Source organism: Chryseobacterium sp. MP_3.2, assembly GCF_035984805.1.
GTDB lineage: Bacteria > Bacteroidota > Bacteroidia > Flavobacteriales > Weeksellaceae > Kaistella.
In genome coordinates this window covers 14,451-30,070 of sequence record NZ_JAXCHW010000012.1, presented here as the reverse complement: position 1 = coordinate 30,070, position 15,620 = coordinate 14,451, and the positions used below count along the sequence as shown (strand labels likewise).

The 15,620-nt window shown below is 36.7% G+C and carries 17 protein-coding genes; 3 read left to right on the top strand and 14 right to left on the bottom strand.

Annotation, left to right across the window (positions count from 1 at the left end):
* Positions 1 to 11: 11 nt before the first annotated feature.
* The 9 genes from RCH13_RS12535 to RCH13_RS12495 all read right to left on the bottom strand — a co-directional run bounded on the left by RCH13_RS12535 (position 12) and on the right by RCH13_RS12495 (position 7,676).
* Entirely contained in the window at positions 12 to 383 is a 372-nt protein-coding gene (locus RCH13_RS12535) for a DUF7009 family protein (RefSeq protein WP_326987587.1), read from the bottom strand.
* Positions 373 to 1,221 carry a formate dehydrogenase accessory sulfurtransferase FdhD gene (gene fdhD, locus RCH13_RS12530; RefSeq protein ID WP_326987586.1) on the bottom strand — a complete coding sequence of 283 codons (849 nt, stop codon included), beginning with the start codon at positions 1,219 to 1,221 and terminating at the stop codon, positions 373 to 375. Before fdhD ends, RCH13_RS12535 begins: the two co-directional genes overlap by 11 nt.
* Positions 1,214 to 2,284: an NTP transferase domain-containing protein gene (locus tag RCH13_RS12525; RefSeq protein ID WP_326987585.1), complete on the bottom strand. Its 1,071-nt coding sequence runs from the start codon at positions 2,282 to 2,284 to the stop codon at positions 1,214 to 1,216. The genes fdhD and RCH13_RS12525 overlap by 8 nt, the downstream gene beginning before the upstream one ends.
* The gene (locus RCH13_RS12520) at positions 2,262 to 3,269 is read right to left on the bottom strand and encodes a hypothetical protein (protein ID WP_326987584.1); all 1,008 of its coding nucleotides are present in this window, start codon (positions 3,267 to 3,269) and stop codon (positions 2,262 to 2,264) included. The genes RCH13_RS12525 and RCH13_RS12520 overlap by 23 nt, the downstream gene beginning before the upstream one ends.
* Before the next feature lie 179 nt (positions 3,270 to 3,448).
* A complete protein-coding gene (locus tag RCH13_RS12515; RefSeq protein WP_326987583.1) occupies positions 3,449 to 4,264 on the bottom strand; it encodes an alpha/beta hydrolase in 816 nt (271 codons plus the stop codon).
* Between the two features lie 323 nt (positions 4,265 to 4,587).
* Positions 4,588 to 5,895: a UDP-N-acetylglucosamine 1-carboxyvinyltransferase gene (gene murA / locus RCH13_RS12510; protein ID WP_326987582.1), complete on the bottom strand. Its 1,308-nt coding sequence runs from the start codon at positions 5,893 to 5,895 to the stop codon at positions 4,588 to 4,590.
* 3 nt (positions 5,896 to 5,898) lie between these two features.
* Positions 5,899 to 6,555 carry a DUF4290 domain-containing protein gene (locus RCH13_RS12505; protein ID WP_326987581.1) on the bottom strand — a complete coding sequence of 219 codons (657 nt, stop codon included), beginning with the start codon at positions 6,553 to 6,555 and terminating at the stop codon, positions 5,899 to 5,901.
* 183 nt (positions 6,556 to 6,738) lie between these two features.
* On the bottom strand, positions 6,739 to 7,143 hold the full coding sequence (locus RCH13_RS12500; RefSeq protein ID WP_326987580.1) for a thiol-disulfide oxidoreductase DCC family protein: 405 nt from the start codon (positions 7,141 to 7,143) through the stop codon (positions 6,739 to 6,741).
* 56 nt (positions 7,144 to 7,199) lie between these two features.
* Positions 7,200 to 7,676 carry a heme-binding domain-containing protein gene (locus RCH13_RS12495; protein ID WP_326987579.1) on the bottom strand — a complete coding sequence of 159 codons (477 nt, stop codon included), beginning with the start codon at positions 7,674 to 7,676 and terminating at the stop codon, positions 7,200 to 7,202.
* 235 nt (positions 7,677 to 7,911) lie between these two features.
* On the opposite strand from RCH13_RS12495, the gene RCH13_RS12490 reads away from it, so the two are divergent.
* The 3 genes from RCH13_RS12490 to RCH13_RS12480 are packed head-to-tail and all read left to right on the top strand — an operon-like array spanning position 7,912 to position 9,119.
* Positions 7,912 to 8,550: a peroxiredoxin gene (locus tag RCH13_RS12490; protein WP_326987578.1), complete on the top strand. Its 639-nt coding sequence runs from the start codon at positions 7,912 to 7,914 to the stop codon at positions 8,548 to 8,550.
* Positions 8,551 to 8,561: 11 nt separating this feature from the next.
* Positions 8,562 to 8,870, top strand: coding sequence for a thioredoxin family protein (locus RCH13_RS12485; RefSeq protein ID WP_326987577.1), 309 nt, complete (start codon positions 8,562 to 8,564; stop codon positions 8,868 to 8,870).
* On the top strand, positions 8,871 to 9,119 hold the full coding sequence (locus tag RCH13_RS12480; protein ID WP_326987576.1) for a DUF6952 family protein: 249 nt from the start codon (positions 8,871 to 8,873) through the stop codon (positions 9,117 to 9,119).
* A 53-nt stretch (positions 9,120 to 9,172) separates the two neighbouring features.
* Here RCH13_RS12480 and RCH13_RS12475 read toward each other — a convergent pair whose 3' ends face one another.
* The 5 genes from RCH13_RS12475 to uvrA form a co-directional block, all read right to left on the bottom strand.
* Positions 9,173 to 9,697: a hypothetical protein gene (locus RCH13_RS12475; protein ID WP_326987575.1), complete on the bottom strand. Its 525-nt coding sequence runs from the start codon at positions 9,695 to 9,697 to the stop codon at positions 9,173 to 9,175.
* A 186-nt stretch (positions 9,698 to 9,883) separates the two neighbouring features.
* Positions 9,884 to 11,443: an NAD(P)/FAD-dependent oxidoreductase gene (locus RCH13_RS12470; protein WP_326987574.1), complete on the bottom strand. Its 1,560-nt coding sequence runs from the start codon at positions 11,441 to 11,443 to the stop codon at positions 9,884 to 9,886.
* Positions 11,444 to 11,536: 93 nt separating this feature from the next.
* Positions 11,537 to 12,034: a GNAT family N-acetyltransferase gene (locus RCH13_RS12465; protein WP_326987573.1), complete on the bottom strand. Its 498-nt coding sequence runs from the start codon at positions 12,032 to 12,034 to the stop codon at positions 11,537 to 11,539.
* A gap of 184 nt (positions 12,035 to 12,218) precedes the next feature.
* The gene (locus tag RCH13_RS12460) at positions 12,219 to 12,644 is read right to left on the bottom strand and encodes an endonuclease domain-containing protein (RefSeq protein ID WP_326987572.1); all 426 of its coding nucleotides are present in this window, start codon (positions 12,642 to 12,644) and stop codon (positions 12,219 to 12,221) included.
* A 122-nt stretch (positions 12,645 to 12,766) separates the two neighbouring features.
* A complete protein-coding gene (gene uvrA / locus RCH13_RS12455; RefSeq protein WP_326987571.1) occupies positions 12,767 to 15,598 on the bottom strand; it encodes an excinuclease ABC subunit UvrA in 2,832 nt (943 codons plus the stop codon).
* Positions 15,599 to 15,620 lie beyond the last annotated feature (22 nt).

Genomic DNA, 15,620 nt, shown 5'->3' with positions numbered 1-15,620 from the left:
TTACAAAATTATTAGCAGTGCATTTTGGTATTTTCGTACATATCTGATTGATCCTCAGAGGTGGTGTCTAAACATTGCAGATCTTTTTCTACCAGTAGGAATAATCCCTTTTCCTCGCCATTATCTTGAATTCCTTCAATGGTAATTTCATCGGTTTCCGTGAGAATTTCTGCTTCTGTCTTAGATAACAAAACGGTGATTTTATTGGCTTGAAATTCAGCGGAAAGAGCTGAAACATTTTCATCAACAACCAAGGAATATTTGAAAATTTCTTCCGTTCCTAAGTTGGTCTTTTCTTCTACGATTCCCTTGTCTTTGAGATTTTGAACATCCGTTTTTGTGAGTCGTAATCTGACGCTGTTTCCTTTTATTCTAATTTTCATTGCTTCCGTTTTTAAGGTTGATTTTATCTGCGCCACAATAAATATTGGCATTTCCGTTTTTTAAAAAACCGACTAAAGTAATTCCAAAATTTTCTGCAGTTTCTACCGCCAAAGAACTCGGTGCACCGATGGCACAAATGATGGGAACTCCTGCCATTGCACATTTCTGAATGAGTTCAAAACTTGCACGTCCGCTGAGAAGTACGATTCTATCTTTTAAAAAAAAATCATTTTCTGTGGTTTTTAGAAGTTCGGCGCCAATTAATTTATCCAAGGCGTTGTGTCTTCCCACATCTTCCCGAAGATTCAATAAATTTCCTTCCAAATCAAATAGTGCTGAAGCATGAATGCCGCCTGTAGATTCAAAGGTTTTTTGTTGAAGACGCAATTTTTCGGAAAGCGAAAAGAGGATATTTACATTTAGCGGTTCGCTTAATTCTTCGATGGGAATTCTACAAACTTGTTTGATGGCTTCAATACTTTCTTTACCACACACGCCACAACTGCTTGTGGTGTAAAAATTTCTTTTCAGTTTTTGAAGATCTGGATTAAAGTCGTTCGAAAAGTTGACGGTAATTTTATGGTCTTCTATTTGGGAAGAAACAGGATTGTTTAAATTCTGCTTTGAGAAAATAATACCTTCAGTAAATAAGAAACCAACCGCCAATTCTTCATCATTTTCTGGCGTTCGCATGGTGACGGAGACGGAATTTTTTTCTCCAGAACTTCCTGATTTCACTGCAATTTCCAAAGGTTTCTCAATCGCCAAATTGTCGGATATCTCAAATTCTTCTCCGCCAAAATCTGCTATTTTATGAATTTGAAATTCTTTAATCATGGCGTAATTTTAAATAATCTTCTTCTGTATTAATATTGTCTAAAAAATTTCCTCCGTCCACTACTATTTTCTTGGTTTTTATTTCCCCTAAAAATTTCCGCAAAGAATCATTTCTTTCTTCGAAAAATTGTTTCAGCTTTTCAATTGCTTCCTTTTCTAAAATGGAAACTAAGGGCTGCAGAAAACCATCTTTCTCAAAGCAAACAGCTTCATAATTTGGACTTCTTTCATTATTCAATTGGATGAGCTGTTCCATTTTTAAAAAAGGAAAATCTGTTCCTGCGATCATCAATCCTTGATTGGGGTATTTTTCGATGACACTTAAAATACCAGAAATTGGACCGTGATTCTGAAATTTTTTATCGTCAACAATAAATTGAGCGCGCTTTTTTTTCGCCCACAATTCTTCTTGCTTTTCATTAATTGAAATTACAACTTCTTCACAAAAGGGCTTTAATAATTCGGCAACAACTTTCCATTGGGGTTTTCCAGTGTATTTTAAAAGCGCTTTGTCAGTTTTCATTCTTTTGCTTTCGCCACCGCAAAGGGTGATTCCTAGTAAATCTGGAAATTTGCTTTCAGTAGTAAAAAACTCTTTTGCCAAAATTTTCATATTTTGAAAATGGTATTGTTCCATAAATTCTGCTACCATAAAATCACGGACTACGAAAATAATTTTGGGCTTGAGCGAAGTTTGATTGGCAATTATTTTTAAAATCAACTTATAAAAACCCTGCTTTTTTCTTATTTCTAAAGGTCCAATTTCGTCAATGATCAACCATTCTTTCTGAGCGTTTATTTGATTCAAAAGTTCACTTTCAGCCCAAGTAAAAACAATGGGATCGAAGGAATATTTGCCAATTTTTAAAGAAGAATTTTTAACTTCCAACAATTGTTGTTCCCCAATTTCTATATTCTCGAAATATCTTTTCCCCTCTATTTTGGGAGAAAGAAATCCAGTCCTATTTTCGTTTTCAGCCATCCAATTTTTCAGCAAAGTAGTTTTACCCGCGCCAATTTTACCGGAAAATATAAAAATTTTAGTTTTCAATTCCTTCTTCATGATATAAAGATAAAGACATCCAGATAACTACAAACTGAATCAGCTTTCTCAAAATTGATGTTTCATATTCTGTCAATTTAAATGCAATCTTCGCATGATTTCTGTATTGCGGCAAAAATTCTAAAACTTCTTTCAAAGGTTTATTCAATCTCGATTCTTGTTTGGCTTTCCATTGATTCAAAAAATATTTGAAAAGGGGCGCAACTACAAAATAGAGAATACCGAGCGCGGCAAACGTGCGTAAAATACTGTAGATTGCTTTATTAAAAGAACCGGAAAACATAAATACGGAAGTGATGAACAACAAAATAATTCCAAAAGTGAGTATTTTGGTTTTATTTTTCTGCCTTTTAGACAGCGTAAATTCTTCGGGTTTCGGCAAGTTTTTAATATCGATTTTATGGTATTCTTCGTGTAATATTTTAGGCAGTTTTAATGCAGCTAAACCCGCAATAATACCGACGATGAAATAAATAAAAACATATCCGCTGACCAAAACAAAGGGGATTTCTTCCAAGGATTTTATTTGAAATTGCTTAGCAATACCCGCAAAAAACTCCTGAAAAGCTACCCAAATATTCGCCCCAAAAACCAAGACCATCATCAATAATTTTTGCAAAGCAGATTCTAAGAGCGCCACGACGCCGAACATGATAGCAGAAATTTTATGGACTCCAAATATTTGATAAATCAAGGCGCCAATAAATCCTTGGAACAAAACTGCAACATATGCTGTGATTGGAGAATGCGGACTTGCAATGGCTTTGATTAAAATTACCAAAAGCGTCGCCTGAAGGATGGTTTTAAATTTTTTATCAGAATTTAAGGCGATAAACGTTACAATTATTACGGCAAAACTGCCCAATAATAAGCCACTAAAAGGGATTTTTAAGGCATGTAAAAAACTACCCAATCCGCTTTCGCTTACGCCCCAAAGTGCGGTGAGTTTGGCAATATTGATGCGGGAATCTTGAAAGGATTTCATCTAAAGAATAGTTGATTTGGAGTTGGTATTGAACTTAATTTGAAGCTGTGTTTTGGAATGGCCGCAATGATTCCCCTATTTATCGTTGAGTGTCATAATTTAACTTTGCAACAATTAATTTCACAAGGATTTTCAGATGAAAACAAAATTACTTAAAGCAGTCGAATTGCGTTCTGCTTCTATTTTGACTTATTTAAAGTCCAAATAATGGCTTTTTCTTTCGTGCCTCTAAAAATTGTACTATGCTTTTCTTTAGGTTCTGGAGAATATTTCCATTTTAGATTTGGTAGATCTTCAACTTTTAAAATATCAGAAAGTTTGCCAACAGTTTCAGACATGTCTGCTGAACCTGCAAACCAAAGTCGCTTCTCACTTGCTGAAAGTTTTTCGAAGTGCTCCTTCGCAGTTTTTACCAAATACTGATCATTCCACCAGAGAGAAGGGTCAAACGCAATATAATTATCAAACATTTCTGGGGTTAGTAAAAAAACCTCCACCACAAAAAGACCGGATAAAGATTCGCCAATGATACTTTTTTCATTAGTTGTTCTATATCTTTTGTTTATTTCTGGGAATAACTCTTCTTTTATAAAGGCGCTAAACTTTTCAGAACCACCCACAAGAGGTGCAATTTCCTTGTCCTTTTCAATTTCCGTTGGTCCTGTTAAATCTTTTCTGCGCTGTGTATTTGCAATTCCAACCAAAATAGTAGGCGGAATTTTTTTGGTCTTCACGAGTTCTGCAAGTGTATTGGCAATGTGTGGAAAATCTTCATCTTTAATTCCGCCGTCTGCCATATACATTACGGGTAGAGCATCTGTGTTGGTTTTGTAATCTGGTGGTGTCCAGACATTGATAATTCTTGTTTCGCCAACTTTTTTAGAGTTGATGGTAAATTGATCGTGTATTGGAATGGGATCAGTGTAAGTAGGTACCAATGTACAACTTGTAAGTGTTCCGAGAATAATAAATAAATTGTAAAAAATGAATTTCATATTTTCTGGTTTTTTAGATTAGATTACCTGTTTAAATGGCTTCGTTAGTCTGACAAATCCAACAAAATATTAATGGAGAGGTGTGAAAAACTTCGGATTTTAGTTAAAATCAAATATATAAAAAACTGACCAAACTATTAGCCGCGATGGAAACGGCATCCTTTTGCGGAATCTTTCGACAGGCTCAAGACACGCCAAGATGAAGCGAAAGATAAAGTGGACAGCGGGTCTGATTTTTAAAAGAAGCGAAACTCTTCTGGCTCCTAAAATAAAAGCCACTTCAAAAAATGAAATGGCTTAATGGTTTCTTTAGATTTTTAAAATTAAATCCTGGTAATATCTGCTCCTAAAGCTTTTAGGCGTCCATCAATGTTTTCGTAACCGCGATCAATCTGTTCAATATTATGTATGGTAGATTTACCTTCTGCGGAGAGCGCCGCAATCAACAAAGCATTTCCTGCTCTGATATCCGGAGAAATCATAGTGGTTCCACGCAACGGATATTCATGGTTTAACCCAACAACCGTAGCTCTGTGCGGATCACATAAAATAATTTGCGCGCCCATATCAATCAATTTATCCACGAAGAATAAACGGGATTCGAACATTTTCTGATGAACCAGCACTGTTCCTTTCGCCTGCGTTGCCACCACCAAAATAATGGAGAGCAAATCTGGCGTAAATCCAGGCCACGGCGCATCTGAAATGGTAAGGATAGAACCGTCTATAAATTTCTGAATTTTATAATTTTCTTGAGCAGGGATGTAAATATCATCGCCACGCTGTTCTAATTGAATTCCTAATTTCTTAAAGGTATTTGGAATTACTCCTAATTCTTTCCAGTTGACGTTTTTTATGGTGATTTCAGATTTCGTCATGGCAGCAAGGCCAATCCAGGAACCGATTTCTACCATATCTGGAAGCATCGTATGTTCTGTACCATTTAAATGCGCCACTCCTTCAATGGTTAAAAGATTAGAACCGATACCCGTAATTTGCGCGCCCATTCTGTTGAGCATTTTGCAAAGCTGTTGCAAGTACGGTTCGCACGCCGCGTTATAAATTCTCGTTTTTCCTTTGGCTAAAACGGCAGCCATTACAATATTTGCAGTTCCGGTCACAGAAGCTTCTTCTAATAAAATAAATTTACCGCGAAGTTCCTTTGCTATTAAAGAATAAAAAAACTCATTTTCGTCATAATGAAAAGTTGCTCCTAATTCCACCAACCCTTGAAAATGCGTATCTAAACGGCGTCTTCCAATTTTATCACCGCCCGGAGTTGGCATATAGGCTTCCCCAAATCTGGCCAACATAGGACCGAGTAACATAATGGAACCTCTTAATTTGGCGCCGTCTTTTTTAAATTCTGGTGATTTGATGTAGTCAAAATTAATGGAATCGGCTTTAAAGGTATAATCGCCATGGGCGTTTTTTGTAATCTTCACGCCGAAATCACCTAAAATTTCGATGAGACGATTCACATCATGAATGTCTGGAATATTTTTTACCCGAACTTCTTCATCTGTTAACAAAACGGCACAGAGAATCTGTAAAGCTTCATTCTTTGCACCTTGCGGCGTTATTTCACCGTGTAATTTTTTTCCTCCGCTGATTTCAAATACTCCATTCATCTTTTACTTTCGGTTTTTATTGTTTTGAAAAGTTCTTCTTTTATTTTGATTATTAGGATTATTGAAGTTTTGTGGATTCTTCCCGTTGCCTTTATTATTGCGATTGGTCGCGTAATAAATTTTACTTTTCTCCAAGGAATCTAGAACGGTAAGATCCAGACGATTTTCTGATAAATCTTTCAGGTGCCGAAATATAACCTCATCTTGAACATGTTCTTTGTTGTACACGTTGTAAGATTTTTTCATATTATTGGCAATCACCTGAATAAGGGCATCTTTTTCGTCACCCGCTTCTAATTCAATCGCTCGGTCAATTAACTGCAAGATACTTTTTCCGTAGAATTTAAAATCACCCTGTAATTTTGGATATTCCATTCTTTTAGGTTTCTGCTGCATTTCTTCTTCCGTCGGGATTGGATACGGTGAATCAATATCCAAATTATAGTTGGCCAAAATAAATAAATGGTCCCAAAGCTTGTGTTTGTAATTCTCTTCATCCCGAAGTTGGGGGTTTCTTTGCCCCATAAAATCTACGATTGCAACCGCCATTTCGTTCCGTTCTTCTTTTTCAGCAAGCTCTTTGCAGCGCTCTACCAACTGCTGTATAATTCTGCCGTATTCCGGCATATGTAAATGAGTTCTTTCTGTGTTATACTCCATGTTTGCAAATATAAGAATTTGTATGAGGTTTAAATTAAGTGTAGTTTTATTTTTTTGGCGTGCCCCTTTCCGATTCTAATTAATCAGTGCTTTCGCACCAATTAATTTTGCAGCCGCTCAGGTCGGTCTTCGGCTCCCACCTACGCCCTCACGCAAGATAGCGCTCTCCTAAAATCTGGATTACTACTCGATAAATTTTTTCCGTTGTTCCGGACTTGGTAAAAAGCATTTTCCTGCCGCCAGTTTCGTTCTGTTGGCCGCCACAATTCCATAGACAAAATCTGAAATAAAAGTAGGAATAAAATTAAGATGACCAAGTAAACCAAACTTGCCTCCCAGCGTTCTGGCAATAGCAAGCGCTGCTTGGGATTTAATCATATAAAACGAGCCTGGTTTCCAAAGATAGAGGGTACTGAATACTTTATTTTCCAACCCTCTTTCATTAAGAAATTGTTGGCCAAAATCGGATTGCAAAGAGGAAAAGAGGAATTGATCTTTTTTATCATTTTCCAGAATCCACTGAACCCAGTGATTGCAGAAGCCGCAATCGCCATCGTAAAAAACGTAATATTTTGAGGAATCGGTCATTGCTAATTAATTTGGTTATTAGGTGTTTCTTTAATAAAATTTCCACCAAAGAAATCTTATTTTCCTTCTGGCGGTAAATTGTTCATTAAACGCGTATCACTTTCTAACATTTTAAAATATTTGATGAGTTGCTCCTTTTGTTCCGGACTGAAATCAGCTTCGGGGTGACCCAAAACATAAGAATCCAATGGCATCTCGCCATTCTCCAAAACTTCGGACGCTTCATATAATTTATGCGCCTGTCTTTTTGGTAAATAGGTCGCGAATGTGGAAAAGTTCAATTTTTTACGCGCTTCCTCAATATGATCTTTTAGAAACCATGCTACGGGCTGAACATTGGCGTACCATGGATACTTTGATTCATTACTGTGGCAATCATAGCACCCAGTGCGGATTAAAGCAGCGGTACTTTCTGGCGTATTTTTAATGGTGAGAAAATCCATTGTCGGGGTTGGGGCTGGATTATTTTGATCAATCCTGAAAAATTGTATCAATATAAAAGCGACAAGTAGAATGATGAAAATTTTTTTCATGGTTATAATTTGGTTGGGTCAATTTACGAAATATCTTCATTAATGATGTACCGTTTTGTAATCGACAAAAAAGCCGCCTCATCATTGAAAGTTTTCTCCTCAATAAAACTTGAAACACTCCTGACTCCGATTAAACCTCTTAATTTCATTTGATAGACAATATAAATCAGTATTGGTTTTTTAGCAAACTAAAACTTATTACTTTTGCACCATCTAATAATAAAACAAACAAATTATGTCTTTAGTAGGAAAAAAATTCCCAAATATTACCGTAGATGCAATGAGCGACATGGGTGATGATTTAAAAATCAACGTTTTACAAGAAGCGGTTACCAACCAATCCAAGATTATATTATTTTGGTATCCAAAGGATTTTACTTTCGTTTGCCCTACAGAATTACACGCTTTTCAAGAGGCGATGGGAGAATTTGAGAAAAGAAACACAAAAATTATAGGAGCATCTTGTGACACGAATGAGGTTCACTTTGCTTGGTTAAATACGCCGAAAGATCAAGGCGGAATAGAAGGTATTACCTATCCAATTCTTGCAGATACGCATAGACAATTATCTAATATTTTAGGAATCGTTGATCAGGATTTTGATTTTGATGAAGAAGGAAATGAAATCTATACAGGTTCCAATGTTACTTACAGAGCAACGTACTTAATTGATGAAGAAGGAAAAATATTCCATGAATCAGTAAATGATATGCCTTTAGGAAGAAATGTAAAAGAATTCTTAAGAATGATCGATGCGTATACGCACGTCCAAAAACATGGCGAAGTTTGTCCTGCAAACTGGGAAGAAGGAAAAGAGGCAATGAAAGCAGATCGAGTTTCTACTGCAGAATACCTTGCAACAAGCCAGAAATAAAGAAAGTAAAAATGTACACAGAATTAACGGAAGATACGCTGCAACAATTGGTTGCAGATAATGAAAAAGTTGTCGTTCAATATGGCGCTACTTGGTGTGGAAACTGCAGAATTATGAAACCAAAATTTAAAAAATTGGCAGCGGAAAATGAAGAGATTCCCTTCTATTATGTAGATGCAGAAAAATTGCCAGAAAGCAGAAAATTAGCGAAAGTTGATAACTTGCCCACGTTTGCCATTTTTAAAAATGGGGAATTGGTGAATCAGGTGCAGACTAATCAAGCTGAAAGTTTTATTAACTTATTTAAAGAATTATATTAAATGAAACTTCCTATAATCAGACAATTCTACCAAACGCAAACTCCAGAAAATTTAGAAAAAACTCTAGAAGTTTTAGAAGCATTTTCAGAATTCCGTGGGACTACGGAAGAAGATTTGAATGTTGCCGGAGAGTTAATTACCAATATTTGCGGCGCTCTAGAAGTACACGCGAATGTGAAAAATGGAATGGTGGAAAGAGATGCTCTCAATTCTTTTGCACAAAAAGTTTTGGGCTCAATTGATAAGTAGTAGTTAGTAAAGTTGAAAGAAAAAAGGCGGGAAATATTTCCCGCCTTTTTTATTTAGTCTTTACGTTTGCCGTTGTTGCTTTTTTGTTTCAACTTTTTGTTGCCTTTGTCATCTTGGTCCCGAAATCCGCGGTTGTCATCATTTTCACCTCTTTTACGGTTATCTTCATCATTTTCATATCTCCTATCATTTCCATATCGGTTATTTCTTTTCTTAACCTGACCTGGAGCATAATCTTTCGCATTTCCCCCATAGATCTTTTTAGCTTGTCCGGGTGGGAGTCTTCGTTGATTATTATTAGGATAATAAACCTCTTGATTTCCGTTTCTTCCTAAAATTCCTGGCTGACCGTAAACATCACCTCTTCGAATGATTCTACCGTCTTCATAAACATTTCCATTCGTATCTCTGTAGACATCACCTTGACGGTATACTGTTCCATCCCCGGTTCTATACACACGGCCATCATTTGGATAATTTCTAGTGTTTTGTGTTCCATAAGGATCACTCATTGCACCACATGACGTTAAGGTAACAGCCAACCCAGTCACGAACATGATTTTAAGTATATTTTTCATTTTTTTAAATTTTAAAGTTATAAGCTAGTAGTCAATGTTGGTGCCAAACTATAAAATGTAAACATGACTTGCCCACTTCACTTTCAAATTCCTCCAGCTCTGTTGTTCCTTTTAACGAAAGAATGTCAGCCGATCAACTTTACAAAAAAATTTAAAAAAGACTTTAACAAGGAAATTAGATTTAGTTTATTTTAAACTTTCCGCTACTTTCAATGCACATTTTTCGCCGTCTATGGCTGCAGAAATAATTCCACCGGCATAACCTGCGCCTTCGCCACATGGATACAGTCCTTTAATTTGACGATGTTCCAGAGAATTTGAATCTCGCGGAATGCGAACTGGAGACGAAGTTCTGCTTTCTGGCGCATGTAAAATTGCATCATTTGTAAGATATCCTTTCATTGATCTTTCAAACTGCATAAATCCTTCTCTCAAAATCTGGCTTAGAAACTCTGGGAAAACCTGACCCATTTCTACCGAAGTGGTTCCAGGAACATAAGAGGTCTTGGGAATATTTTGAGAAATTTTATTTTGCGTAAAATCCAGCATTCTCTGCGCCGGAACTTTTTGCGTTTCTCCCGCTAAAGTCCAGGCTTTTTGCTCAATGGATTTTTGAAATTCCATTCCCGCCAAAGGTCCAAATTTTTGAAAAGGTTTAAAATCTTCTAATTTCAATTCAATTACAATTCCTGAATTTGCGGTGGCTTGATCTCTTTTAGAAGGAGACCAACCATTCGTTACCACTTCTCCCGGACTTGTTGCACACGGCGCGATCACTCCGCCGGGACACATACAAAATGAATAAATTCCGCGACCATTAACTTGTTTAACCACAGAATACGGTGCAGGTGGCAAAAATTCTCCGCGGTAATCACAGGAATACTGAATCTTATCAATTAATTGTTGTGGATGCTCCGCTCTAACCCCTAAAGCAAAAGGTTTTGCTTCAATGAGGATGTTTTTTTGGTGGAGCAATTCGAAAATATCCCGGGCAGAATGTCCAGTGGCGAGAATCACTTTATTGGCAGAAATTGTAGTCCCATTTTGCAATACAACTCCCGCTATTCCACTGTTTTTAACCACAAAATCAGTAACGCGCGTTTCAAATAAAACTTGCCCCCCACACTCGATGATTTTATTACGAATGTCTTGAATAATTTGAGGTAATTTATTGGTTCCAATGTGCGGATGTGCTTCGACCATAATATCTGGCGTGGCTCCGAAACCTACAAAAAGTTCGAGAATTCGATCAATATCACCCCGTTTTTTGGATCGCGTATATAACTTACCATCAGAATAAGTTCCAGCGCCACCTTCCCCGAAACAATAATTGGAATCTTCATTCACAATGCCTTCTAAATTAATGGCTTTTAAATCTCTTCTGCGTCCGCGAACATCTTTACCTCTTTCAATGACGATGGGTTTTAATCCCAATTCTATCAATTGCAAGGCTGCAAATAATCCTGCGGGACCCGCTCCCACGACAATTACTTCTTGCCGATGTTCAACATTGGGATAATTTGGAAGGTCATGTTTATTGGGATGAAAAGCTTCGTCCATTAAATAGACATGGCCTTTTAAATTGACTTTGATGGATTTTTGCCGCGCATCAAAAGATCTTTTCAGAACCACGACTTTCTGAATGTCTTCCAGATTTATTTTACAAAATTTCGCGACTTGCTTAGCGAGCAATTCTTCATTGGCAGCAACTTCTGGCGAAACTTGAAAGAGAAATTCTTTTGGCATTGAGAGGAAATATGAGATGAACTTTTTAAAAGTTTAAAATTGAATTAAATATAAAATTACGGGAAATTAAATTTTAGAAAAAGATGTTAAGAATTAAATTCCCGCGACTTTACTGCGTCTTTCTAATAAAATAATATCTCGCCAAATGCCTTTCATCTGACCAATTTTTTCGCGATTGCCGACGGTTCTAAAACCTAATTTTTGGTGAACCCAAATACTGGCTTCATTTTCGGGAAAAATCCCGGCCTGCAATGTCCAGAAATCATGTTCCTCACTTCCCAAAATTAATTTTTGTAAAAGCATAGAACCGAACCCTTTGCCTTGGGACGAATTTTTCATATAGATACTCACTTCCGCGACGCCTTTAAAACAATCACGATTGCTAATGGGTTGCAAAGCTGCCCAACCTAAAACCTCCTCCTTCTCATCTTCTAAAATATAGCGGCAGATTTTAAAATATTTCTCATCCCATCCTTCCCAAGTTGGCGCAGAATCATCGAAGGTGGAATTTCCACCTTCAATTCCTTCTTGAAAAATTTCAATAACCTGTTCTCCGTCATCTGGAGTCATTTCTCGGATTTGATAGTTCATTTTGTTTAATTTTAAGTGAAATAATTAATAACCATGAGGCTAAGAACTTTCTAGTTAGTTAAGTTATCTATTGCTTTTCAAATTCCCCTCTTTTTAAAGAGGGGTGTCCGCTTGCGGAGGGGGTGTTTTTGAAATTATTAAATAAATTGTACTTGATTTAAAGACCTTTTAAAAATTAAAAATATTATGAAGAGGGAATACTGAAATTTAAAAGGATAAATTCTTTCAACTTTTCAATTGATTGAGCCAAATAATTTTTGATGTTGTAATCTTCAATTCTATATACTTTCAAGCCCAATTCTTCTAAATATTTTTGTCTAGTATCATCATATTCTGCTTTCTCATCGTGGCTAGAGCCATCAATTTCTATCACTAAATCCAATGATTTCACGTAGAAATCTACGATGTAATTTCCAATCACTCTTTGCCGATCAAAATCGATTCCGTAGAAATTTCCGTTTTTTACCTGCATCCAAAAAAGAACTTCTGAAAGAACGCCTGCTTTTCGCAAATCCCGCGCTCTTTGTTTCAAGTCTTTGTTTGCGGGCAATGCTTTCGGTTTGGTTCTGTAAATTGTTATGCCATCAATATTGGTTAATTCATAGTTCATGGTACTTTTTTTAATTCTACCTATTCAAAAAATTAACGATACAAAAATAAAACAATTTGAAAACACCCCGTCAAAATTTTTTTTAAATTTTTTTGACACTCCTCTTTTTAAGGAGGGGAATTTTACTCCAATTCTCTTTTCAGAAACTTCGCGGTTAAACTTTTCTTAGATTTCGCTACCACTTCTGGTGTTCCTTTTACAATAATTTCTCCACCGCCATTTCCACCTTCGGGACCAATATCAATAATATGATCCGCCAGTTTGATGACATCTAAATTGTGTTCAATGATAATGAAAGAATTTCCTAAATCCACCAATTTCGTTATCGCTTCCATCAATACTTTTACATCTTCAAAATGCAAACCTGTGGTGGGTTCGTCTAGAATGTAAAGCGTATTTCCGGTTTGTCTCTTGGCAAGTTCTGTAGCTAATTTTATTCTTTGTGCTTCACCACCACTCAAGGTAGTGGATTGCTGACCCATTGTAATATATCCTAAACCGACATCCTGCATGGTTTTCACACGGGAATAAATTTTCGGAATGGGCTGAAAAAATTCTGTGGCTTCATCAATGGTCATTTCCAAAACATCGGAAATTGATTTTCCTTTGTAGCGAACTTCTAATGTTTCGCGATTGAATCTTTTTCCGTTACAAGTTTCGCAATGCACATAAACATCGGGTAAAAAATTCATTTCAATGACCTTCAAACCTCCACCTTGACAAGTTTCACACCTTCCACCTTTTACATTAAAAGAAAATCTTCCTGCTTTATATCCTCTAATTTTGGACTCCGGAAGTTCGGCAAATAAATTCCGAATATCCGTAAACATTCCTGTGTAGGTCGCAGGATTAGAACGCGGCGTTCTACCAATCGGCGTTTGATCAACATCTACAATTTTGTCAATATTATCAATTCCCTCAATTTTTTTGTAGGGTAATGGATCTTTTACGCTCCGGTAAAAATGCCTATTTAGGATCGGATACAAAGTTCCATTGATCAAAGAAGATTTTCCACTTCCAGAAATTCCGGTGACAACGACTAATTTTCCCAAAGGAATTTCGAGGTTCACATTTTTTAAATTATTTCCAGTCGCGCCTTTTAAAATAATGGATTTTCCGTTTCCTTCTCTTCTCGTTTCAGGAATTTCAATTTTGCGTTTTCCGGTGATATAATCTGCCGTAATCGTATCGGCATTTAATAAATCTTTCGGTTTTCCCTGCCACAGAATTTCGCCCCCAAATTTTCCAGCTCTGGGACCAATATCCAAAACCTCATCCGCTTGCATGATCATGTCTTTGTCATGCTCCACCACGATGACAGAATTTCCAATATCGCGCAGATTTTTTAGAGAAGCAATCAATCTTTCATTGTCTCTTTGGTGCAAGCCAATGGAAGGTTCATCTAAAATATAGAGTACGTTCACTAACTGCGAACCGATTTGTGTTGCCAAACGAATTCGTTGAGATTCACCACCAGAAAGCGTTCTGGAACTACGGCTTAAACTCAAATATTCCAAACCAACATCCAATAAAAATTGAAGTCTGGTTTTAATTTCTTTTAAAATTTCGTGAGCAATGATTTTATTTTTCGGGCTGAAAGTATCTTCTACTTCATTTAACCATATTTTCAATTCAGAAAGTGGCAATCCGTTGATTTCCGCGATATTTTTTCCGTCAATTTTAAAACTTAAACTAGATTGCTGCAATCGTGCTCCTTTACAAACTGGACACATTTCTTCAGTCGTGAAATGCCTTTCCAGTAAAATGGCGTCGTAACTTTCTTTATCCTCGATCATTTCATTAATCATCGGCACTAAACCATCGAAATTGACCTTGATTTTTTTCGTTATTCCGGCGTACTTTAAATCTTTGTTGAATTCTTTGTGGCAGCCGTGGTAAATATATTCCAAAGCTTCTTCGGGAATATCTTTCATGGAAGTTCCCAATCCAAGACCAAAAATTTCGAGAATATTTTTGATTTGTGCCAGAATCCATTTGTTGGATTTAATATCTTCCAAAGGCAATAATGCGCCCTGGTTGATAGAAAGTTTTTTATTTTCTACAAAATAATCAGTATTCACTTTTTTGATGGTGCCTAAACCTTTGCAATTCTGACAGCTTCCTTTGGGGGAATTGAAGGAAAAAGTATTCGGTTCGGGCAAAGCTAAAGACTGGCCACTTTCCGCATCCATTAAATTTTTAGAGAAATATTCAATGTCTGTACTTCCTAATTTTTGAATACCAACGGTGCCTTCACCCATTTGCATGGCGGTTCGAAGGGATTTCTCCATGCGATTTTCTGAAGCATTCTCCCCGATAATCCAGCGGTCAATCACTACATCAATATCATGAGTTTTATAACGATCTAATTTTAAATCATATTCAATGTCCTGCAACTCCCCATCAATTCTGGCTTGTCCATACCCTTTCTTCGCCATTTGAATAAAAAGTTCATGATAATGTCCTTTTCTGGAGCGAATCACGGGAGCCATCAACATGACTTTTTCACCTTTAAAATTTTCTTTGATGGTCTCCAGAATTTGATCTTCGGTGTAGCTCACCAATTTTTTTCCAGAGTTGAGGGAATAGGCATCCGAAACACGCGCGAACAAAAGACGCAAGAAATCATAGAGTTCTGTTACGGTTCCAACGGTGGAACGAGGATTTTTATTCGTCGTTTTTTGTTCGATGGCGATTACAGGAGAAAGTCCGTCGATTTTATCAACATCTGGTCTTTCTAAACCGCCCAAAAACTGTCTTGCATAGGCAGAAAATGTTTCAATGTAGCGCCTTTGCCCTTCTGCAAAAATGGTATCAAAAGCCAAAGAAGATTTGCCACTACCGGATAGTCCAGTAATCACAACCAACTCATTTCGCGGAATTTTTACGTCAATATTTTTGAGATTGTGTTCACGAGCACCGTAAACTTCTATATATTCTTTAGAATCCTTCATTTAATAATACACCGAAATTTTG